This is a genomic window from Collinsella sp. LCP19S3_A6, from assembly GCF_052122015.1.
Classification (GTDB): domain Bacteria; phylum Actinomycetota; class Coriobacteriia; order Coriobacteriales; family Coriobacteriaceae; genus Collinsella.
Genome location: NZ_JBQKDD010000007.1, coordinates 44,157 through 65,124 on the forward strand (window position 1 = coordinate 44,157; position 20,968 = coordinate 65,124).

General features: G+C 59.3%; 17 protein-coding genes and 1 pseudogene. 14 read left to right on the forward strand and 4 right to left on the reverse strand.

All coding sequences use genetic code 11. From position 1 onward, the window contains the following. Positions 1–9: 9 nt before the first annotated feature. The 6 genes from ACTQVX_RS05860 (at position 10) to ACTQVX_RS05885 (ending at position 5,695) form a co-directional block, all read left to right on the forward strand. On the forward strand, positions 10–804 hold the full coding sequence (locus ACTQVX_RS05860; protein WP_154518546.1) for a PTS mannose/fructose/sorbose/N-acetylgalactosamine transporter subunit IIC: 795 nt from the start codon (positions 10–12) through the stop codon (positions 802–804). A gap of 13 nt (positions 805–817) precedes the next feature. After that, positions 818–1,651 carry a PTS system mannose/fructose/sorbose family transporter subunit IID gene (locus ACTQVX_RS05865; protein ID WP_441540433.1) on the forward strand — a complete coding sequence of 278 codons (834 nt, stop codon included), beginning with the start codon at positions 818–820 and terminating at the stop codon, positions 1,649–1,651. A 198-nt stretch (positions 1,652–1,849) separates the two neighbouring features. Beyond that, a complete protein-coding gene (locus ACTQVX_RS05870; protein WP_229770738.1) occupies positions 1,850–2,833 on the forward strand; it encodes an SIS domain-containing protein in 984 nt (327 codons plus the stop codon). 156 nt (positions 2,834–2,989) lie between these two features. Then, positions 2,990–3,619 carry an HAD family hydrolase gene (locus tag ACTQVX_RS05875; RefSeq protein WP_441015582.1) on the forward strand — a complete coding sequence of 210 codons (630 nt, stop codon included), beginning with the start codon at positions 2,990–2,992 and terminating at the stop codon, positions 3,617–3,619. 206 nt (positions 3,620–3,825) lie between these two features. After that, positions 3,826–4,833 (forward strand): YitT family protein, encoded by a 1,008-nt coding sequence (locus ACTQVX_RS05880; RefSeq protein ID WP_441547231.1) that lies wholly within the window; start codon positions 3,826–3,828, stop codon positions 4,831–4,833. A 142-nt stretch (positions 4,834–4,975) separates the two neighbouring features. Next, positions 4,976–5,695 (forward strand): GntR family transcriptional regulator, encoded by a 720-nt coding sequence (locus ACTQVX_RS05885; protein ID WP_441560536.1) that lies wholly within the window; start codon positions 4,976–4,978, stop codon positions 5,693–5,695. A gap of 24 nt (positions 5,696–5,719) precedes the next feature. Here ACTQVX_RS05885 and ACTQVX_RS05890 read toward each other — a convergent pair. Then, positions 5,720–5,785, reverse strand: a pseudogene (locus ACTQVX_RS05890) (hypothetical protein); the annotation flags it as partial. Between the two features lie 308 nt (positions 5,786–6,093). On the opposite strand from ACTQVX_RS05890, the gene ACTQVX_RS05895 reads away from it, so the two are divergent. From ACTQVX_RS05895 to ACTQVX_RS05905, 3 genes are all read left to right on the forward strand, one after another. Then, the gene (locus ACTQVX_RS05895; protein WP_441560538.1) at positions 6,094–8,070 is read left to right on the forward strand and encodes a RecQ family ATP-dependent DNA helicase; all 1,977 of its coding nucleotides are present in this window, start codon (positions 6,094–6,096) and stop codon (positions 8,068–8,070) included. A 2-nt stretch (positions 8,071–8,072) separates the two neighbouring features. Next, positions 8,073–8,828, forward strand: a complete 756-nt coding sequence (locus tag ACTQVX_RS05900) for a GntR family transcriptional regulator (RefSeq protein WP_441560540.1) — start codon at positions 8,073–8,075, stop codon at positions 8,826–8,828. A gap of 144 nt (positions 8,829–8,972) precedes the next feature. Next, positions 8,973–9,941 carry an SIS domain-containing protein gene (locus ACTQVX_RS05905; protein ID WP_441560542.1) on the forward strand — a complete coding sequence of 323 codons (969 nt, stop codon included), beginning with the start codon at positions 8,973–8,975 and terminating at the stop codon, positions 9,939–9,941. Between the two features lie 381 nt (positions 9,942–10,322). Here ACTQVX_RS05905 and ACTQVX_RS05910 read toward each other — a convergent pair whose 3' ends face one another. Continuing rightward, entirely contained in the window at positions 10,323–11,300 is a 978-nt protein-coding gene (locus ACTQVX_RS05910; protein WP_441560544.1) for an L-lactate dehydrogenase, read from the reverse strand. A gap of 211 nt (positions 11,301–11,511) precedes the next feature. Here ACTQVX_RS05910 and metA point away from each other — a divergent pair, with 211 nt between their 5' ends. Then, on the forward strand, positions 11,512–12,438 hold the full coding sequence (gene metA, locus ACTQVX_RS05915; protein ID WP_427719472.1) for a homoserine O-acetyltransferase MetA: 927 nt from the start codon (positions 11,512–11,514) through the stop codon (positions 12,436–12,438). Between the two features lie 91 nt (positions 12,439–12,529). On the opposite strand, the gene ACTQVX_RS05920 is transcribed toward metA, so the two are convergent. Beyond that, positions 12,530–13,126 carry a 5-formyltetrahydrofolate cyclo-ligase gene (locus tag ACTQVX_RS05920; protein ID WP_441545572.1) on the reverse strand — a complete coding sequence of 199 codons (597 nt, stop codon included), beginning with the start codon at positions 13,124–13,126 and terminating at the stop codon, positions 12,530–12,532. Between the two features lie 389 nt (positions 13,127–13,515). Continuing rightward, entirely contained in the window at positions 13,516–16,560 is a 3,045-nt protein-coding gene (locus ACTQVX_RS05925) for an insulinase family protein (RefSeq protein ID WP_441560546.1), read from the reverse strand. Between the two features lie 861 nt (positions 16,561–17,421). Between ACTQVX_RS05925 and ACTQVX_RS05930 the strand changes: the two genes are divergently transcribed. The 4 genes from ACTQVX_RS05930 (at position 17,422) to ACTQVX_RS05945 (ending at position 20,962) form a co-directional block, all read left to right on the forward strand. Continuing rightward, entirely contained in the window at positions 17,422–18,456 is a 1,035-nt protein-coding gene (locus tag ACTQVX_RS05930; RefSeq protein WP_441560548.1) for an SIS domain-containing protein, read from the forward strand. Positions 18,457–18,829: 373 nt separating this feature from the next. Further along, on the forward strand, positions 18,830–19,618 hold the full coding sequence (locus tag ACTQVX_RS05935) for a GntR family transcriptional regulator (RefSeq protein ID WP_099432597.1): 789 nt from the start codon (positions 18,830–18,832) through the stop codon (positions 19,616–19,618). A gap of 8 nt (positions 19,619–19,626) precedes the next feature. After that, on the forward strand, positions 19,627–20,331 hold the full coding sequence (locus ACTQVX_RS05940) for a GntR family transcriptional regulator (RefSeq protein ID WP_441560550.1): 705 nt from the start codon (positions 19,627–19,629) through the stop codon (positions 20,329–20,331). Between the two features lie 214 nt (positions 20,332–20,545). Continuing rightward, the gene (locus ACTQVX_RS05945) at positions 20,546–20,962 is read left to right on the forward strand and encodes a PTS sugar transporter subunit IIA (RefSeq protein ID WP_055287649.1); all 417 of its coding nucleotides are present in this window, start codon (positions 20,546–20,548) and stop codon (positions 20,960–20,962) included. Positions 20,963–20,968 lie beyond the last annotated feature (6 nt).

The following is a 20,968-nucleotide window of genomic DNA, read 5'->3' on the forward strand; positions in this document are numbered from 1 at the left end:
GAGAAGGGTATGAATACGTTCATCAGTGCGGTGCTCGTCGGCCTCGTCGGCGTGTTCTGCATGTGGGACTCCCGCCTGCTCGGTCGTCTTAACTTCGAGCAGCCCCTCGTTGGCGCTACGCTCGTCGGTCTGCTGCTGGGCGATGTGCCCACCGGCCTTGCCGTCGGTGCCGCCGTCGAGCTCGTGTCCATGGGCCTGGTGCAGGTCGGTGCTGCCGTTCCGCCCGATATGGTCCTGGGCGGCATCGTGGCCGCTGCCTTTGCGTGCCTGACCGATGCTTCCGCCGAGACCGCCATGACGATCGCCATCCCGGTCGCCGTCCTGGGTCAGCTCCTCGGCATCGTGTTCCGTTCCATCATCGCCGCCCTCACCCATGTGGCAGATAGCGCGATCGATAACGGAAAGTTCAAGACTGCCTACCGTATGCACATCTGCGTCGGCACTGGTCTGTACGCCGTCATGTACTTCCTGCCGATCTTCCTCGCCGTCTTTGTTGGCACCGACCTGGTTCAGGCCATCGTCAACATGGTTCCCGAGTGGCTGTCCACTGGTCTTAACGTTTCGACCAAGATCATGACCGCCTACGGCTTGGCCCTGCTGCTCACCATGATGATCAAGAAGGGTATGACTCCGTTCCTGTTCATCGGCTTCCTGCTCGCCGCTTACCTCAACCTGTCCGTCATCGCGGTCGCTCTGATCGGTGTGTGCCTGGCTGTCGTCTTCATGGGCTTCAAGTTCAACGGTTCCCATGCAGCCGCCGGTGTCGATTCCGACTACGATCCGCTCGAAGACGACGAAGACTAAGGAGGAACACACTATGGCAACCGCAACCAAGGACGTGTCCCTGAACAAGAAGGTCAGCCAGTTCTTCTGGCGCTCCTGGGCCATCCAGGCCTCTTGGAACTACGAGCGTCAGATGAACATGGGCTTCCTCTATGGCATGGTTCCCACGCTCGATCGCCTCTATCCGGATGAGTCCGACCCCAAGCAGCTTGCTGCTAAGAAAGAGGCTTACCGCCGTCACATGGCGTTCTACAACTGCACTCCGCAGACGAGCGCTTTCGTCCTGGGCCTCGCCGCCTCCATGGAGGAGGAGTACGCCAAGGATCCCGAGAACTTCGATCCCGATTCGATCAACGCGGTCAAGACCTCCCTCATGGGCCCGCTTTCCGGTATTGGTGACTCCTTATTCCAGGGCACCATCCGCGTTATCGCCTTTGGTCTGGGCGTTCAGCTGGCTCAGCAGGGCTCCATCATGGGCCCGATCCTGGCCATGCTCATCTCCATCGTGCCCTCCGTGCTGATCACTTGGTTCGCAGCCAAGATGGGCTATCAGGGCGGCCACGAGTACCTGAGCAAGCTTCAGGGCGGCGACCTCATGGAGAAGCTCATGTATGTCTGCGGCATCGTGGGTCTTATGTCCGTGGGCGGCATGATCGCTACGCTGATCGGCGCCACCACCCCGCTGCAGTTCGCTGACGGCACCGTCGTGATCCAGGACATCCTGGACGGCATGATGCCCCAGATGATTTCCCTTGGCCTCACCGGCCTTATGTACTGGCTCATCAAGAAGAACGTCAACACCGGTTGGCTTCTTGTGATCGCCATCGTGGGCGGCATCGCCCTCTCCGCGGCCGGCATCCTGGCCTAGTCGCGCCCAAGCGTCTAACCGCTTTCCCCGGGGAGCCTGCCTGGCATCCCATACCCCAGGCAGGCTCCCATCCCTAAATGTGTCAAAGGGACAGTCCCTATGTCACATCTTCAATGGGCCGGCGAATCGGTCCAAATCACGGTAATCCTGCGCACGTCCGGCAAAGTGGCGCCGCAAAAATCGAAAGGAATGTGTCAGATGTACGAGATCGACCTTAACCTCCCTAAGCAGATCGTCGCTGACGTCCTGTCCAACCACGAGATCCACAGCGTCGCCTTCGTTGGCTGCGGCGCTTCCATGTCCGACCTTTACCCCGCCAAGTACTTCCTGGCCAACAACACGGACAAGCTGAACGTTCAGATCTTCACCGCAAACGAGTTCAACTACGACACGCCCTCCTGGGTCAACGAGCACACCTTCGTGATCACCTGCTCCCTCGGTGGCTCCACGCCCGAGACCGTCGAGGCCAACAAGACCGCCAAGAAGCACAACTGCCCGGTCGTCTCCCTCACCAACAAGGCCGGCTCCGCTCTGACCGTCGACGCCGACCACGTCATCATCCACGGCTTCCACGCCAACTACGCTGCCAAGTGCGAGAAGCCCGGCTATGCCATCGCTCTTGCTCTCGAGATCCTTCAGCAGACCGAGGGCTATGACCACTACGAGGACATGATCACCGGCCTCACCAACGTCTTCGACCTCTGCGAGAACGCCGCTCAGTCCTGCAAGAAGCTCGCCAAGAAGTTCGCCGAGGACTTCAAGGACGACAAGATGATCTACTTCATGGCTTCCGGTGCCTCCGAGAAGATGGCTTATTCTCACGCCGCCTTCCTGTTCACCGAGATGCAGTGGATCGACGCCGCCGCCTACAACACCGGCGAGTACTTCCACGGCCCGTTCGAGGTTTCCACCGAGGGTAAGCCCTACGTCTTCTTCATGTCCGATGGCGCTACCCGTCCGATGGACGCCCGCGCCCTCACCTTCCTTGAGCGCATGGGCGCCAAGGTCGCTCTGATCGACTCCAAGGACTACGGCCTGGCTGACGCCGTGCCGGCGAGCGTCGTCACCTACTTCAACCCGCTGCTGCACCTCGCCGTTATGCGCGAGTACGGCAACCAGATCGCCGAGGCCCGTCAGCACCCGCTGACCATGCGTCGCTACATGTGGAAGCTTTCCTACTAATCACAAGTAAGTAGACCTTACGGGTTGATTGAGAGGGGATGGGGTTTTCGCCCCGTCCCCTTTTTTGCTTTGGGGGCGTGTTTGTCGCGCCGCAAACCCCAGATAAAACCTACCAAAATAAACCTGTCCCTTTTTGGCAGGTGGAAGGAGGAGCGTATGATCAAGGCAGTGCTGTTTGACATGGACGGCGTGCTGGTCGATACCGAGTGGTTCTACAACCGTCGCCGCGTGGCGTTTATGGAAGAGAAGGGGTTCCACTTTGACGAGATCCCCGACCTTTCGGGGTCTAACGAGCCGGCCATTTGGAAGGCGCTGGTGCCCGACGATGTTGAGCTGCGTGAGCGCCTGCGCGTGGAGTACAAGCAGGTCTACAGCCCGCACCACCCCGTTCCGTATGCCGAGCTTCTCAACGAGCAGACGGAGCCGGTGATGCGTGAGCTGCATGAGCGCGGTGTGAAGTGTGCCATCGCGAGCTCGTCCTATCGCGAGCTGATCGACGAGCTGGTGGAGATTGCCGGCATCGCCGACGTGCTGGACTACACCATCAGCGGTCACGAGTGCAGTGCGTTTAAGCCCGACCCCGAGATCTACCAGCGTGCCATGGAGGCGCTGGGGGTGGAGCCTTCCGAGTGCCTGGTTATCGAGGATTCGCCTCTGGGCATCGAGGCTGGCAAGCGCTCTGGCGCCCGCGTCCTGGCGCTGCGTCCGCACGAGGGCGTCAACCTGGACCAGTCTGCCGCCGACGTTGTCATTGACAATCTGTGTGACATCCTACCTGCCATTTAGGGACAGGTTTATTTTGGCAGGTTTTATCTGGGCAAATGCCGAATTCGCCGTGAAGGGATCGCTCTCTTCACGGCGTTTTTCTTTTGAGCGGCCTCACGGTCCTTCTGATGGTTGTCGAGAGAGGGTGAATTGAGGCGCCCCCGCACGCTCCATGCTACAATCGCGGGCATGCCCCACAACTATATCTGCCTTCGAAAGGAGCCTGCGTGGCGGATGCCATCGATCAGCTCACGGACCGAGTGCTCGTACTCGGCCGCCTCACCATCGTCCGCCGTGCCATTACTGCCGTGGCAGTCACGGTCTCTGCCGTTCTCCAGACATTCCTGATCCAGGCGTTCATTCGGCCCGCTGACCTGCTTCCGAGCGGTTTTACCGGCGTCGCCGTCCTGCTCGATCGCGTTACCTCGCTAGGCGGCGTTCACATCGACATCTCGCTCGGTATGCTCGCACTCAACATCCCCGTGGCGCTCCTATGCTGGAGCGGCATTAGCAAGCGCTTTGTCATCTTCTCGATGATGCAGGTCGTGCTCTCGTCGCTGTTCCTCAACGTTTTTCACTTCGCTCCATTTTTGGGCGACAAGATCATGCTCATCATTTTTGGCGGCGTGGTCTCGGGCCTGGGTGCTGCCATCGCGCTTAAGTCCGGCGCATCCACCGGCGGCACCGACTTTATCGCGTTATGGGTCTCCAACCACACAGGCAAGACCATCTGGGGCGTCATCTTTGGCTTCAACTGCTTTATCCTGGCAATCTTTGGTTTTATGTTTGGCTGGGACAAGGCGGCGTATTCCATTGTGTTTCAGTTTATTTCGACCAAGACCATCGACAGTTTCTATCATCGCTACGATCGTGTGACGCTGCAGATCACGACGCGTAAGGCAGACGAGGTCATGACTGCCTACGTAAACCATTTTCAGCACGGCATTAGCTGCGCCGAGGTCGTCGGCGGATACAGCCGCGAGAAGATGTACCTGCTGCACACCGTTGTCTCGACCTACGAGAGCCAGGACATTATCAGGCTGGTATGCGAGGTTGATCCCGGCGCCGTGATCAACGTATTCCACACGCTCAACTTTGTGGGCGGTTGGTGGGGCGGTCATGTCGACGAACCCATGCCCACGGCTGTTCCCGATCCCGACAAGCCCGCACGCATGGCCAGCAGGCAGGTGCGCCTCAGCGAACAGGACAGCTTGCAGCAGGACGACGGCAAGTAAGGTATTTGGCATTTTGCCGGCTCTGCTCAATCCTGTCCCTTTTTGGTAGGGAGGGTGTATCGTTTTATCGTTATGAGGTAACATAAAACTAGACGTTATATACGTATTTGTTATTCCGATATTTCGATAAGGGTGATTAGATATGCCTGCACCCAAAAATGCGCCGCTGTACCAGCAGATTTACGACGAAATCAAGGATTCGATCGAGAAGGGTGTTTATGCACCCAAGGAGCGTATCCCGTCCGAGCTTGAGCTTGCCGAGCAGTACGAGGTGAGCCGTATTACGGTGCGCCGCGCCGTAGAGGAGCTGTGTTCCGATGGCTATCTGGTTAAACAGCAAGGCCGTGGCACGTTTGTCTCCACGCCGCACATCAACCGCCAGTTTCATGCCTCGATGCTGCAGACGTTTACCGCGCTGTGTGCCGACAATGGCATGAAGGCCGGCGCGCATGTAATCGATCGCCAGATCGTTCCGGCGCGCCAAAACGAGATGGAGTTCTTTGGCCTGCAGAAGGATGCGCTGCTGCTGCATATCAAGCGCATGCGTACGGCCGACGGCGAGCCCATCTTTGAGGAGAACATCTTTGTGCCCTTTGACGCATATCGTGAGCTGTTGACGGCCGATCTTGAGGACAAGTCGATTTTTGCCGAGGTCGAGCGTGTTGGTGGAACGCCGATTGCCTCGGTTGGCTACCGCACGGTCGAGGCCGTTCGCGCCAATGCCGAGCAGGCGGCCGAGCTGGGCATCGCTCCGCACGATCCGCTGCTCAACCTGCGTGCCGGCTTTACCGGTCCCAATGGCGAGCCGGTTTTGCTCGGCAAGCAGTACTACGTGGGCAGCCGCTACGTCATGGTCATATAAGTTACGCGGTTTTACCAAACCGCGTAACGGCTTGACGCTACGCCTTTGGTTCCGCCGTTCTAACGAACGGCGGACCGGTCGACGCTGCAAACGCCCCTAAGCGGCAATCTGACGTTCAATCGTCGGTCGCGTACAAAAGTACGCTTCCCTCCTCTTTCACGTCACCTTGCTCGCTTAGGGGCGTTTTCGCTGACTTATGCTCAACCAGCGACGTTTCCGCGCTTGTCAAGAATGTCCCCAATGACTACCCACCGTTTTTGGCCTGTGTACGGGCTCAAAGTGGGAGATTATCCACGCTCGTTCCCATCGGATTACATTGCCCGTGGCCGGCAGCCGTGCGGCACCGGTCCGCGTGGCGGCGTATAATCGGCGGCAGATGACTTGGACGTTAGGAAACCATGACCGATAGCATGCAGCAGATGGCGCTCGATACGCTCGGCGCCTATTTTGGCTACACCTCGTTTCGCCCGGGGCAGGACCGCATGGTCGATGCGATCCTTGCCGGCCGCGATGCGCTGGGCGTTATGCCCACGGGCGCCGGCAAGTCCATTTGCTACCAGGTGCCCGCGCTCATGCTGCCCGGTATCACCTTTGTGGTGAGTCCGCTGCTGTCGCTTATGGAGGATCAGACCCGTGCATTGCTCGCGGCGGGTGCGCGACCCAGCTATCTCAACTCCAGTCTTACTCCGGCCCAGCAAAACACCGTGCTCAAGCGGGCGCGCGAGGGCCGCTACCAGCTTATGTACGTGGCGCCCGAGCGTCTGCTCGAGCCGCGCTTTTTAGCTTTTGCGCGGGAGGCCGCCGCCGGCATTGGCGTGCCGCTCGTGGCCATTGACGAGGCCCACTGCGTAAGCCAGTGGGGCCAGGATTTCCGTCCCGCCTACCTGCAGATTCGCGAGTTCATCGATTCCCTGCCGCAGCGCCCCATCGTGGCGGCCTTTACCGCTACGGCGACCGAGCGCGTGCGCGCGGACATTCAGCAGATGCTCGGCCTGCAAAACCCCGCGACGGTGGTGACGGGCTTCGATCGCAAGAACCTCTACTTTGGCTGCGAGGAGATGGGCGACAAGGCCAAGGCCGCGTGGGTGCGCGACTATGTGATCGCACATTCGAGCGAAAGCGGCATCGTGTATTGCTCGACTCGCAAGACCGTCGATGCGCTGGCAAGCGAGCTTGCCGAGGCGCTGGGCTCCAGCGGCATTCGCATTGGCCGCTACCATGCCGGCATGGGCAACGACGCCCGCCGGCAAAGCCAGCGCGCCTTTATCGACGACGATATCCAGGTAATGGTTGCCACCAACGCCTTTGGCATGGGTATCGACAAGCCCAACGTGCGCTACGTGATTCACAACAACGTGCCCGAGAGCATCGAGGCGTACTACCAGGAGGCGGGCCGCGCCGGCCGCGATGGCGACCCAGCCAGCTGCCATTTGCTGTGGAACGGCAATGATTTTCGCATGCGTCGCTTTTTGATCGACCGCGGTGATGCTGCCGACGAGGCGCTCGATGACGAGCAACGCGCGTGGGCGCTCCAGAATCGATACCGCCTGCTCAGCCAGATGGAGGGCTACTGCAATACCACCGGCTGCTTGCGCGAATACATGCTGCGCTACTTTGGCGACGAGGCTGCGGCCGAGCATACCGCCGCAGCCGGTGCTAGCGGTGCCGCCACGGACGACGCCGAGGGCTGCGGCAACTGCAGCAACTGCCTCACGCAGTTCGAGGTCGAGGACGTCACCGATATGGCCCGCGCCGCCGTGCGCTATGTGGCTACGCGTCCCATGCGTTTTGGCAAGTCGCTGATCGCCGACGTGCTCCACGGCGGCAACACCGAGCGCATTCGCCAGATGCATCTGGACGAGGACCGCGGCTACGGTGAGCTGTCGAGCGAATCGGTCGGGCGCATCAAGGACATCATCGGGCAGCTGTGCGGCCGCGGCTATTTGGCAACCTCACAGGGACAGTACCCGGTCGTGGGGCTGGGCCCGCGTGCCGGCGAGGTCGAGGACGAGGCGTTTGCCTTTACCGTTAAGCGTCGTGCATCCAAGCGCAAGGCCTCGGCCCGCGCCCTCCGTGCGGTGGATCTGCTGCGCGAGGAGGCCGAGCTGGATCAGCGCCCGCGCGTGGGCGACGATGCCGAGCTGTTCGAGCGCTTGCGGGCACTCCGCAAGGAGATTTCGATCGAGCTGGAGATGGCGCCGTACATGGTCTTCTCCGATAAGGCCCTGCGCGGTCTGTGCCGCCTGCGCCCTCAGACGCGCGACGAGCTTATCCGGGTCAACGGCATTGGTGAGAAAAAAGCCGACGCCTTTGGCGAGCAGTTTATGGCGGCGATTGAAGAGTTTGAATCCGAGCATGCACGGGATGGAGCGTAACGATGGTAGCCGATAGCAAGACCGACCGTACTGACGTGCCCGCCGTGCCGCTGTACCAGCAGGTTATGGACGACCTAAAGGGCGAGATCGCGCGCGGCGTGTACGCTGCCGGCTCGCGCATTCCTTCCGAGATGGAGCTCGCGAAGTCCTACGGCGTGGGGCGCATTACCGTGCGTCGCGCCATTGAGGAGTTGTCGCGCGCGGGATATCTCAACCGTCAGCAGGGGAGGGGCACGTTTGTGTGTGCGCCCAAGCTCAAGCGCAAGATTGTCCAGAAAGGCGACGTCCAGAGTTTTACCGAGGCCTGCGCTGCCAACGACATGGCGGCCGGAGCGCGCCTGGTGTCGCGCACGGTGGTTGCGGCGACGCGCGAGGACGCGGCGTTTTTTGGCGTGGAACCCGGCTGCGAGCTCATCGTGGTCGAGCGCGTGCGCACGGCCGATGGCGTGCCCGTCATGCTCGAGAACAACGCCTTTGTGCTGGCCGACCATCCCTATCTGCAGCAGCTTGCCGACGAGGACCTCGCCGACAATTCGATTTTTGCGCTTGTTGCCGTGCATTCGGGCCGCGCACCGCTCAAGTCCGATCCCTGTACCGTGGAGATCGCGCTCGCCGATGCTCAGACGGCCCCGCTGTTGGAGGTGCCGGTCGGCGAGCCGCTCTTTTATATGGAGGCGTACTTTACCGATGCGGACGAGCGGCCCTTGCTGCTCGGGCGCCAAAAGATCGTGGGGTCGCGCTACGTGTTCGACATCTAACGTCCATAGATAGAACAATACAGAACAAGTTTGGTGAAATGAATTCACCTGCGACAGCCTGCGTGCTATAAATAGGACAACATAGAACGACCGCAGGTACGAGCTGTCGCCGCTCAAAGCCGCCACACAGGGAGGAACGTCACCGTGAACGCACACGATCTGGTTCAGGAAATTATCGAGCGCAAGGGTAAGATCGAGAGTGTCTTTTGGATCGCCTGCGGCGGTTCGATGATTGACCTTATGCCGGCCAATGAGCTGCTCAAGCGCGAGGCAACCACGTTTACCTCGACGGTCTACACGGCGCGCGAGTTTTGCCTTATGGCCCCCAAGAGCCTAGGGCCGAAGTCACTCGTCATCGCCTGTAGCCACAGCGGTAACACGCAAGAGGTCGTCGACGGCTGCGAGATGGCGCTGGCCGCCGGTGCCGAGGTCGTGACTATGACTGACTACGCGGGCTCCAAGATCGATAACGGCAAGTGGACCACCTGGGTTTACCCGTGGGGCAAGGGCGAGTCGCAGGCCGAAGTTCCGCAGGGCATCGGCGCTCTGATCGCCGCCGAGCTGCTCGACCAGCAGGAGGGCTACGAGGCGCTCGCCGACATGTACGCCGGCCTTAAGCAGATGGACGCACTGCTGCCCGCTGCCCGCGAGAAGGTCAACGCCGAGCTGGGCGATCGCTTTGCCGAGCTCTGCCAGCAGCACAAGTTCTTCTATATCCTGGGCTCCGGCCCCAACTTTAGCCAGACCTACGCCATGGCCATCTGCTCGCTCATGGAGATGCAGTGGCAGCACTGCTGCTACATCCACTCCGGCGAGTATTTCCACGGTCCCTTCGAGGCTACCGAGCCCGGCGTGTTCTACTTTGTGCAGCTTGGCGCTGGCGAGTGTCGTCCCATGGAGGAACGCGCACTGGCATTCCTCAACACGCACACCGATACAGTCATGGTGCTCGATGCGCTTGAGTACGGCGTGGGCGAGGTGCCTGCCAGCGTGCGTTCGTACCTGGAGCCGATCTTCTTCTATGCGATGAGCTGTGAGCTGCGCGCCGCCCGCGGTAAGGTATTTGACCACAGTCCCGAGGTTCGCCGCTACATGGGCGTCGAGCGGTACTAGGTAACGGGGAACGCGATTTTTCATGACGGGGCCTTCGCCAAGCGCGGGCCCCGTTTGCGTCACGGCGCCCTTTTCTGTTTGTCGAAAACGAAGTCAAATACTTTTCCCTAGAAGTGAACGACCTATTTTGGACCCCCGAAGCATCGACATTTTTTGACGCCAAAACAGCAGGAAAATCTTAATGAAACTGCAGGAAATGGTCTCCACAAAGTGTCGATGCTTCGGGGGCTCGTTTTTGCTCGTTCACTTTTCGGGAAAAGTATTAGACCTAAATCTGCAAGCGTGTCGCGTGAGTCAAAAAGCGGGCCGCGCCGGTGGGTTTCCGGCGCGGCCCGCTTTACATTGTGTCCGTATGAGTGAGTTGTCGCATCAACCGGCGGACTACTTGGCGTCGTAGGCCTCGGCGTCCCACCAGTCGAGCTGGGCGATGTTGTCGCGGATGTGCTGACAGCTCTTGTGGAAGCCCTCGAGCTCGTGCTCGGAAAGGTCGAGCGTGTAGACCTCCTCGACGCCCTCGGCGCCGATCACGCACGGCAGGGAGGTAAAGATGCCCTCCTCGCCATACTGGCCGGTCATAAGCGTAGAGGCCGAAAGCACGGCGTGCTCGTTGTGCAGCACGGCGGCGCAGACGCGCGCGGCGGAGTTGGCAACGGCGTACTCGGTGCACTGCTTGCCGGCGTAGGTCACATAGCCGCCCTTGCGTGCGAGCTCCTCGACTTCCATGTGGTCGAAGGCGTACTTGTCGGGGTTCTCGGCCTGAAGCTCGTTGAGGCTCTTGCCGGCGATGGTTGCGGCCTTAAAGGCGGCCAGCTGGCTAAAGCCATGCTCGCCGATCATGTAGGCGTCGATGGACTTGGGGCTCACCCCGACCTTCTTGGAGATCTCGGTGCGCAGGCGGGCAGAGTCCAGGCCACAGCCCGAGCCGATGATCTTCTTGGGATCGTAGCCGGTCAGGTGCCACAGCTCGGTGCACACGACGTCGCAGGGGTTGGAGATGCTCACGAAGATGCCGTCGAAGCCGGCATCGACGATGCGCTTGGCAAAGGTGCGGGCGGCGTCGGTGGTAAAGAACAGCTCGCCGTCGCGGTTGCCGGCGGCCAGTGCGACCTTGCCGGCGGCGTTGACGATGACGTCGCAGCAGGCCAGCTCCTCGTAGTGGTCGTAGCAGTTGACGATCTTGGTGTTGTACGGGACAAACGAAAGGGAGTCGCGCAGGTCTTGGACCTCGGACGTCACCTTGGCTTCGCTGATATCGCAGAGGTACAGTTCATCGGCAATGCCCTGCATGAGCAGGCTGTTGGCGACATGTGCTCCTACGTGGCCCTGGCCGACCACACCGATCTTACGCGTCTGGTACATATTCATATCCTTTCGGCCGAGTATTTCGCATCGAACCATTGTAGCGTCCTGCTGCCACTTTGCTAGGCTAAAGCGCCGTAGATTTTTGGGACATGCCTTAATCTCTACTTTTGGAGTGATTTGGGCCGCTGACGGTGTCTCGGGGCGATGCACTCGCGCGGATGGGGCCGCTCGTTGTACCATAGCTGCAACTGACTCGTAAGGAGCATCCATGCCCATTCGCATCCCCGACGCCCTCCCTGCCGCCGCGCAGCTCGAGAGCGAGAACATCTTTGTCATGACCGAGTACCGCGCGCTGCACCAGGACATCCGTCCGCTGCGCGTGCTCATCCTCAACCTCATGCCAACCAAGATCGCCACCGAGACGCAGATCATGCGCAAGCTCTCCAACACGCCGCTGCAGGTAGAGGTGGACCTGCTACGCACCAAGACGCACGAGGCCACGCACGTGAGTGCCGGCCACCTGGAGACGTTCTACCGTACGTTCGACGACATCCGCGATATCCACTACGACGGCCTGATCATCACGGGCGCGCCGGTGGAGCAGATGCCGTTCGAGGAGGTCGACTACTGGCCCGAGCTCTGCCAGATCATGGATTGGTCCACCACGCACGTGCACTCTACGCTGCATATTTGCTGGGGTGCACAGGCAGGGCTCTACCATCATTACGGTATCCAGAAGTGCGACCTGCCGGCCAAGGCGAGCGGCGTGTTTGAGCATTATCTGGTGAAGCCGCAAAGCCCGCTGGTCCGCGGCTTTGACGACCGCTTCTATGCCGTGCACTCACGCAATACCGATGTGCGCCGTGAGGACGTGGAGGCCGAGCCGCAGCTTGAGGTCGTGGCCGTATCAGACGAGGTGGGCCTGTACATCGTCAAGTCGACCGACAGCCGCCGCTTCTTTGTCTTTGGCCATCCCGAGTACGATACCGACACGCTGCGCCTGGAGTACGAGCGCGACGTGAAGCGCGGGCTCAACCCCCAGGTGCCGGCGCATTACTTCCCAGGTGACGACCCCACCGCCGAGCCGCGCAACGTCTGGCGCAGCCAGGCCCAGCTGCTCTACACCAACTGGCTCAACTACTACGTCTACCAGACCACGCCCTACGACCTGGCCCGCGCCGGCGAGGAGCACTAGGCTACGGCTGCGGTTGCGGTTGTGGCTGCGGCTGCGGCGTGACGAGCGTGGATTTTCGGATGCCCATCTTGCGGGTGCGATACAACGGCAGTTAGGCGCTGATGATGTGGGGTAGCGGCAGGTCGTGGGTGTCGGTGGGAACGTGGTCGACACGCTGCTCGTCAAAGGCGATGCCGATGATTTGGCATGCGGGCGAGAGCGTGGGCAGGTAGCGGTCGTAGCAGCCGCCGCCATAGCCCAGGCGCGCGCCGGTGTGGTCGAAGGCTACGAGCGGCACGACGATCATATCGAGCGCCTCGGCAGGCACGATAGGAAAGCGGCTGCTGTCGACGTCCGTGGCTGCGAAGGCCCGCGTAGGGCGGGCGATAAACGGGGCCGTGGCGACGTCGTCGGCTGTGACCGCCCGCATGCACATGCGCTGGCCACAAGCCACGGTGTCAGCTGCCGAGAACATGCACGGATAGGCCACGCGCCAGCCGTGTTTTGCGGCCGCTGCGGCAAACGCGGCAGGATCTGCCTCGGAGCCCATGGCGGCATAGACGGCAACGGTGCGCGGGGCCACGGGACCCGAGCCGCCCAGCAACTCAACGAGCCGCGCACATACAGCAGCAGACTTTGCCGCCCGCATATCCAAATCTAGAGCGTCGCGCCGGGCAATTACCGCCCGCCGCAACTCGGCCTTATCCATCCCGGCCCCTCTCTCAAACCTACCAAAAAGGGACAGGTTTATTTTGGTAGGTTTTATCTGGTCAAATGTCGAAACCACCACGCAAACCATCGCAAGGGGAGCAGTTCATGGACACCTTCGTGGGTTTTGACGAAGAGTGGGTGTTCGCGGCGGTGTGTCTCGATCTGTAACAGTAACTCGGCAAAATCGGGCCTAGATGTTACAGATTGAGACAAAGGGCCGGCGTCATCCGAAAACGTCTCGATTTGTAACATCTGGAGCCAATATTGCCGCCTAGATGTTACAGATTTAGACAAACTGGTGTGACGGGCTGAGCTGCCCCGCCCAAGCAGCGGCAAAAGAAAAGGTAGATTTTCAGGCATGTCCCAAAAATCTACCTTTGCTGTGCGTTAGCCCAGCAGGTCGATGACGTTGAAGCCGGCGTTGCTCTTGGCGATGACGTCTCGGCCGCCAAAGACGCAGGTGGGCGAGACGGCTGCGATGCGCGTCACGTCGGCGCCGAGCGAGCGCAGCTCACCGGGCGTGGCGGCGAGCATCTGGGCGCGGCGCTCCTCGCGGGCGTGCGGATCGAGTCCAGCCAGGTAGGTCGTGTTGCGGCGCTTGGTGAGCGCGTACGGCTTCACGGGCGCGTCCATGCCGCTCACGCAGCTCACGATAAAGCCCTCAAAGGCGGCCTCGTCGGGCTCAAAGCTGCCGAGCCATTCGCCTGCGCGCGCCACGCGCTCAATCGAGGGGTCGATTGCCGGGTCGCGGTAGGTGTAGAACGCGGCCTGACGCTCGCCTGCCGCGCGGAATCCGCAGCCGTAGGCCCCGCCCTTCACGCGGATCTCATTCCACAGGTAGTCGTAGGAGAGCGCGTTGGCGGCAACCGCCCAGGCGCCCGTCACGTCAATGCCCAGGCGACGCGGGTCGCATGCGCTTGCCGCAAAGCAGATGTCGCTGGGGATGACAAAAGCCTCGTGGCGGTCGCACGGCGTCGGCACCACGAGCGTGTCGCGGCCGGCAACAGCACCGTCGCCCGCGCCCAACCCCAGGTCGCCCGCGGCGGCCCAGTACGCGTCAAAGTCCTCATCGCTGCCGGTAAAGCTCGCCAGACAGCCATCGGACACAAAGATGCGGCCTGCCAGCTCGGCAAGCTTGGCGCGCAGGTCGTCCAGGCGCTCGTCAAAGTGGTCGAGCAGATCGCGCAGGAACAAGTAGAAGTCCACGCCCGAAAGCTGCTCGCGCACCACGGCCGAAGGCGAGCTGTAGCTCATCGCGCGGCCAAGCGCCGCCGAGTGACCGTTGTTAATGAAGCCCTGCTCAAGCCCAATGCGAATCTGCGTGAGCACGTCGCGCACGCGGTCGGCGTCGGCATCGAGCAACAGCGTGCTCGACCACACCTCGCGCGGCAGGCTCGCCAGCGCATCGATCTTTTCGGACAGGGCGCCGGCGCTCACCAGCAGGTAGGGGCGCACGCCGTCCACGTCGGGCTGGGTCATGACCTCGGTCGTAAAGCTCAAAAAGCCCAGCTTGCCGGCGAGCAGGTTGTCGAGTTCCTCGGCCGAATGCTCGCGCGTAGGCAGCTGCTTGAGTAGGCGGCAGAGCAGCGTCACATAGGGCAGATCCTCAAACGCGACGCAGCTCAGGTCGAAGTACTGCATGGCGTAGGCCAGGCGGTTGGTGGGAATGTCATGGCGCAGACAGGGGATAGGCGCGGTCGTGTCCACGACCAACGGCGGCTCGGGGCGTGCCTCGCCAATGTCGGACACGCGCAGGCGTGGCAGCGTGGCCTTGGCCTCGGGCGCGTCATCCGCCTCCTGCGCGGCGCGCAGCGCGGCCGTGCGCTCGACCACGTCGGCCAGCTCGGCATCGGTCATGGCGTCGCGCTTGGCTGCCAGCTCGGCAGCTTCGGCGCCCTCCGCACCCTCGGCAGCGTCCACTGGAACCAGCTCGACCAACGCCATGTGGTCGTTCTGCAGCACGAGCTCGCGCAGCAGGTCCTCAAAGTAGCTGCCGTCCAGCTCGCCGCGCAGCTCCTCGTACACCGGGCCGTATTTGAGCGCCAGCGTCGCGGCGTCGTCATCGTAGAGCCAGGTGCTCAGCGCGTCGCACGCAATGGCCACGCCGTCGGCGATACCGTAGTCGCGCTGGCGCAGGTCGTATTCGTTGCTGCTGATGATGGCCTCCAGGCGCTCGCGCGGAACGCCGTGCTCGCACAGGTCGCGGCAGGCGTCCTGGAACACGCGGCGCAGCTCGCGCGCCACGCCGGGCTGCGCGTTTTGCAGCATGATGAGCTCGTAGGGCTGCAGGCTCTCGGCCGCGGTGTAGCTCACCACGTTGCCGCCCAGGCCGGCGGCCAGAATGGCCTTCTTAACCGGTGCCTCGTTGGAACCCAGCAGTGCCTCGAACAGGATGTCTGCCGCGATCGTGCGCTTGCGGTCGAGCGCGCTGCCCAGCACAAGACCCAGGCCCACCAGGGCGTTCTCGGGTGTGGTTGCCATCTCGACACGCTTGTACTCGCAGGTCACGGGCGCCTGCACGACCAGCGGATTGGGCGCCAGCGTGGACGGGTCCTCGCCGGCTGCAACGGCAGCGTCCATGCGGCGGCTCGCGGCACTCGGCTGCGACAGATAGCGCTCGTCCAAAAAGGCCAGTGCACGGTCCACGTCCAGGTCGCCGTAGAGCGTGATGTAGGAGTTGGAAGGATTGTAGTGGCGCGCGTGCGTGTCCAGGAACTGCTCGTAGGTGAGCGCAGGGATCGCGCGCGGGTCGCCGCCGCTCTCGTGCGCATAGGCGGTGTCGGGATAAAGCGCGGCGTTGACGGCATCGTCCAGCACGCTCATGGGGTCGGACAGTGCGCCCTTCATCTCATTGAAAACCACGCCGTTATAGCGTAGGGTTCCCTCGCGCAGGCTTGCGGAACTGCCGTTGCCCTCGCCCTCGGCGCCTTTCGGCAGGTCCAGCTCGTAGTGCCAGCCCTCCTGCTCAAAAATGGTGGGCTTGGTATAGATGGCCGGGTTGAACACCGCGTCCAGGTACACGTCCATCAGGTTGTACAGATCCTGCTCGTTGGTGGTGGCGACGGGGTAGATGGTTTTGTCGGGGTAGGTCATGGCGTTGAGGAACGTCTGCATGGAGCTCTTGATCAGGTCGACGAACGGCTCCTTGACGGGAAACTTGGCCGATCCGCACAGCACCGAGTGCTCGAGGATATGGAACACGCCGGTGGAATCGGCCGGCGGCGTCTTAAAGCCAATGGCAAAGGCCTTGTTCTCGTCGTCACATGCCAAGTACAGCAGGCGGGCGCCCGAGGCGGTGTGGCGCAGCACGTAGGCGTCCGAGTCGAGCTCGGGCACGGTCTCGCAGCGCTCGACGGCAAAGCCGTGACAGGTGGTGCCGGGCACCAGCAGCGCGGCGGCAGCGGCGCGCGGGTCGGTTGAGGTGGTGGGCATATGCAGTCTCCTTTGACGCCCCAGCGGGGGCGAATCGAGTCGAATCCTCGTGAGTATACCCATATGGGGCCGCGGCTCTGCGGCGAACTGGAGACGATGCTGGCGGATTGGGCGAGGTCTTTTTCAGATTGTCGTACGAGAGTTGGATATCCCGACGGACGAGCGTGGATATTCGGATGAAATAAGCCGCTGCAGGCTCAAAAACCGTCCAATTATCCACTCCCGCACAGCTCTCGTTTCTAAACCGTGGGACAAGAGATAGACGAGAGACGTATACGAGAGGTGGCTGTGCCGCAAAGAGCCAAACAATTAATAGTGCTGTTTGGTTGGTGATTGTTTTTCAGTAAAAACAGTCACGAATAAAGCAAGTTGCAAACAGTTGGCCCCTTATTTCGTGTTCATTTTTAAGGCGAAAAATTGCCGTCATATGATCGGACGAGTTTCAACGATTGCGATTTAGTATTTGGCGCGGATGCGGTCGATTCCGATGAAACGCTAGTTGACCACGCGGTAGATTGCGCTTTCTCCCAGACGCCCCGGCAATGCGCAATAAGCCAGATAACAAAGCGATTGCCGGTGCGTCTATCCATGGGGAATTCCGGGAAAGCTTCTGCGGGCAGTCAAAAGATTCGTCGGCCCCAAGCGGATTAAAGGTATTTGCATAAGACGTCATTTAACTAGGGACGATGCATATTGAATCGTTCAATGAACTTGCACGCTGTGTCCAACAATGCCGATTGTTGTTTTAAGGGGCTTGATGAAAGAACAGAATCAAAATAGTACTTGCATAGTTAGTTATATAAAGTATTATAACGTTATGGGATGAATGAAAGGTTCATCTAAGTGAGTTAGGAGTAAGGGATGTTTAATTTCGATGAGCCTCGTTACGAGAAGGTTGTGAGCGATGCCCTCGCTCTCCGTCCTCAGATTGAGGCTGCCGTGGACAAGGTCTGCGAGCAGGGCTATTCCAACATCTTCTTCATCGGCTGCGGCGGCACCTGGGCCCACACGCTCCCGATGAAGTACTGGGTCGAGACCACCACGGCCGACGTCGACGTCCACTGCGAGATCGCCGCCGAGTTCCTCGCGTGCCCGCCCAAGGCCTTCAACAAGGACTCGGTCTGCGTCTTCTCCACCCGCACCGGCACCACCCCCGAGATCATCGAGGCCGCCAAGTTCTGCCAGGAGCAGGGCGCCCGCACGCTGATGTACGTCTCCAACGACAACACCCCGGCCACCGAGTACGCCGACTACAAGTTCTTCAGCTTCGCCGAGGACGACGTCCTGTGCGAGGCCATCTACACCTACCAGATCACGCTGGTCGCCCGCTTCCTCAAGAACGCCGGCGCCTTCCCCAAGTACGACACCTTCATGGAGGAGTTCGGCAACATCGCCCCGTACCTCATCAAGGCCAAGGACGCCCAGGACGAGCGCTGCGCCGCCATGGCCGAGGACTTCAAGGACACCGACTACCACATGGTGATCGGCTCCGGCATGCTTTGGGGCGAGGCCTACGACTACGCCATGTGCATCCTCGAGGAGATGCAGTGGATCAAGACCAAGTCCATCCACGCCGCCGAGTTCTTCCACGGCACCATCGAGCTGTGCGAGGAGGGCACGAGCATCATCATGCTCTACGGCGAGGACGACACCCGCAAGCTCATGGACCGCGTGGACAACTTCACCCACATGCTCGCCGACGAGAAGGGCGTCAACGTCCGCGTGAACAAGTTCGACACCGCCGAGGTCGAGCTGCCGTTCAGCGACCCCGAGTTCCGCAAGATCGTCTCCCCGATGGTCACCTACACCATCACCGAGCGCCTGAGCTGCCATCTCGAGCACGTCCGCAACCACCCGCTCACCACGCGTCGCTACTATCACCAGATGAACTACTAAAGCAGCTTTCAGCGGCCGTTATTTTGCTCGGAAATAATTCGTTATGTTGCGTTCGTAAAACAATGCAAACAAATGTCGCAGTCTCGTTCTAGGGAGCCATGCCGTAGCTGGCCGCTTGAGGTCGTATTTGCTTGGACTCGACCATGCGGCTCGTTGGCATTTCACGGTAGCGACTTCAAGGCGAAGAGGGGCATTTTTTGCCAAATGCCCCTCTTGTTTGCGCCACAAGTGGCATTCGACACCTTCATATGAAGTGTTTGATATTGTAGACGGTTCAAAAATAAGATTGAACCGTCTATTTCTTTCAAAATAATACGTAATAGGTTATCTTATAACGTATAGAAGTTTCATAGAATGTTGTACGGAGAACGTTATGATTAACCCGACTAGTGCTGTGCCGCTATATGTGCAAGTGGCCGATGATTTGCGCCGCCGTATTGAGATGGGCGAGTTTTCCGAAAGTGGCGTGTTGCCTAGCGAAAATGGTTTTTGCGAAGAATACGAGGTTAGCCGTGCGACGATACGGAAGGCAATTCAAACTCTTGTGGATGACGACGTGCTTGATACGCGTCATGGCAAGGGCACATTTATCCGGCAGCCTAAAATCGTCTCGAGCTTGAGCACGTTTAAGGGTTTCACTTATTTTTGCCATGAAAATAATATCGAAACCTCGTCTCGTGTTCTCGCTCTTCAGGAGGTCGAGCCGCCCGTTGCCGTCCGTCGTCATTTGCGAATGGAAGAGAACGAATCTGCGGTTTACCTCAAACGCGTGAGGTCAATTAACCACATAAATGCAATGATCGAACATATTTATCTTCCAGTAAAGAACTTCGGGTTTTTACTGGGTGTCGATATGGAGAACGCATCACTTTATGAAACGATTGAGAGAGAGACGGGGCTGCGACTAGAGGATAATTGTTTCCCGTCTATTGTGCTTGAAGCAGGGCTAGCTACGGATGAGGAGAAGCGCATCCTTAACATCGCAGGAGAAGCTGCGATGTTTATATTGAGTGAGACCGTTTATATGAGCACTGGTAAGCCAGTGCACTTTACTAAGCAGGTGATGTTGGGTGATTATTTCAAATACTTCTTTTCGATTAAGGCTAATCAACTCGGCATCAATTGGCAGGGACTTGAAGCCGTTGAGTGTAGAAAGCAATAGGTTGAATAATGGTTAAAGTGGAGAGCGCTGTTCCATTGTATAAGCAGATCGTTCATGATCTTGTGAGTCGAATAGAAAGCGGCGTATATAGCGAAGGGGATAAGCTTCCTACTGAGACGGAGCTTATGGAGGAATATGGCGTTAGTCGTATTACTGTTCGATCAGCGATCAAGGAACTAGAGGATGCCGATATCGTTGAGCGCACGCGAGGGAAAGGTACTTTTGTTACCACGACGCGCAATGCCTATGCAGCCGATGACCAGGAAAGCTTCACCCATTCCTGCATTCAAGAAAATAAAAAGCCTTCGACCGTAGTGCTCGAAGTAGCTTGGATTTATCCTACGCTGCGCGACGTGCGTTTTCTTCAGGTCCAGGAGGACGAGAATATTCTTCAGACTAGACGTTTGCGCTTAGTCGATGGCGTGCCAACGATGTTGGAAACCAATAGCTACAATCCTTCTCTTGCCTTTTTGGAACATGAAGATTTATCGGGTTCTCTACTTGAGGTGCTGGGAAGACACCATATCGAACTTGGCAATAACGAGCGAACGTTGCAGGTGTGCTTTGCAAGTGCTTACGAGGCAGAACATTTGAATGTAAAGCCGGGATCTGCCCTTTTATTATTTGTAGATAAGCGTTGCAGCGCGCAGGGAGTGCCATTGTTTATTTCGCGGCAGGTGTACTGCACTGAGCGCTTAAAGTTTTATCTCTAGCGAAAGCCAAACCCCGGATCTTTCTTAACCGAATAACAAGAGATTGAAAACGCCCCGACAAAGGGGCATTTTTTTGCCGTTTGCGGGCGAATTATTACCGCTTAGGAAGCTTGATTGATCTGTCTTGACAAAGCGAAAGTTTCGAGGATACTGTAGATAACAATACAAAATATAACGTTCTATTAACAGATGATTGACTGAGATTGGGAGATATATGAGGAAGTTGCTTTTGGCCAGCCATGGGCCACTTGCTAGAGCGATGCGTGAAACGCTCCAGCTATTTTGCGGTGAAGATCCTCGCGTTAAGGTGCTATGCGCATATGTCGATGAGGACACGATGGATGTAAACGAGTTGATAGATTTTTGGGATCGTTCCCGCGACCCAGCAGACCAGTGGATTGTCATCACTGATGTCTATGGTGGGTCAGTGAATAACGCTTTTATGGAAAGGTTGGGTGACGATTCTCTAAGGCTCATTGCCGGCATGTCGCTACCACTAGTGCTCGAAGTGTTTTCGAAATTGAGCACACTTGATGACGCCGAGCTCGCTGCATTGGTTTCAAGTGTCCGCCAAAAGGGCACATGCCTATGTTCGCTGCCAAATTCGGTAGAAGAAGACGAGGATTTTTGAGAAAGG

What these genes read in the sequence shown, in the direction of transcription:
- ACTQVX_RS05935 (WP_099432597.1), top strand. Translation starts at nt 18,830, where the DNA reads ATGATTAACCCGACTAGTGCTGTGCCGCTATATGTGCAAGTGGCCGAT.
- ACTQVX_RS05870 (WP_229770738.1), top strand. Translation starts at nt 1,850, where the DNA reads ATGTACGAGATCGACCTTAACCTCCCTAAGCAGATCGTCGCTGACGTC.
- ACTQVX_RS05900 (WP_441560540.1), top strand. Translation starts at nt 8,073, where the DNA reads ATGGTAGCCGATAGCAAGACCGACCGTACTGACGTGCCCGCCGTGCCG.
- ACTQVX_RS05940 (WP_441560550.1), top strand. Translation starts at nt 19,627, where the DNA reads ATGGTTAAAGTGGAGAGCGCTGTTCCATTGTATAAGCAGATCGTTCAT.
- ACTQVX_RS05930 (WP_441560548.1), top strand. Translation starts at nt 17,422, where the DNA reads ATGTTTAATTTCGATGAGCCTCGTTACGAGAAGGTTGTGAGCGATGCC.
- ACTQVX_RS05910 (WP_441560544.1), bottom strand. Translation starts at nt 11,300, where the DNA reads ATGTACCAGACGCGTAAGATCGGTGTGGTCGGCCAGGGCCACGTAGGA.
- ACTQVX_RS05925 (WP_441560546.1), bottom strand. Translation starts at nt 16,560, where the DNA reads ATGCCCACCACCTCAACCGACCCGCGCGCCGCTGCCGCCGCGCTGCTG.
- ACTQVX_RS05875 (WP_441015582.1), top strand. Translation starts at nt 2,990, where the DNA reads ATGATCAAGGCAGTGCTGTTTGACATGGACGGCGTGCTGGTCGATACC.
- metA (WP_427719472.1), top strand. Translation starts at nt 11,512, where the DNA reads ATGCCCATTCGCATCCCCGACGCCCTCCCTGCCGCCGCGCAGCTCGAG.
- ACTQVX_RS05895 (WP_441560538.1), top strand. Translation starts at nt 6,094, where the DNA reads ATGACCGATAGCATGCAGCAGATGGCGCTCGATACGCTCGGCGCCTAT.
- ACTQVX_RS05920 (WP_441545572.1), bottom strand. Translation starts at nt 13,126, where the DNA reads ATGGATAAGGCCGAGTTGCGGCGGGCGGTAATTGCCCGGCGCGACGCT.
- ACTQVX_RS05885 (WP_441560536.1), top strand. Translation starts at nt 4,976, where the DNA reads ATGCCTGCACCCAAAAATGCGCCGCTGTACCAGCAGATTTACGACGAA.
- ACTQVX_RS05865 (WP_441540433.1), top strand. Translation starts at nt 818, where the DNA reads ATGGCAACCGCAACCAAGGACGTGTCCCTGAACAAGAAGGTCAGCCAG.
- ACTQVX_RS05860 (WP_154518546.1), top strand. Translation starts at nt 10, where the DNA reads ATGAATACGTTCATCAGTGCGGTGCTCGTCGGCCTCGTCGGCGTGTTC.
- ACTQVX_RS05945 (WP_055287649.1), top strand. Translation starts at nt 20,546, where the DNA reads ATGAGGAAGTTGCTTTTGGCCAGCCATGGGCCACTTGCTAGAGCGATG.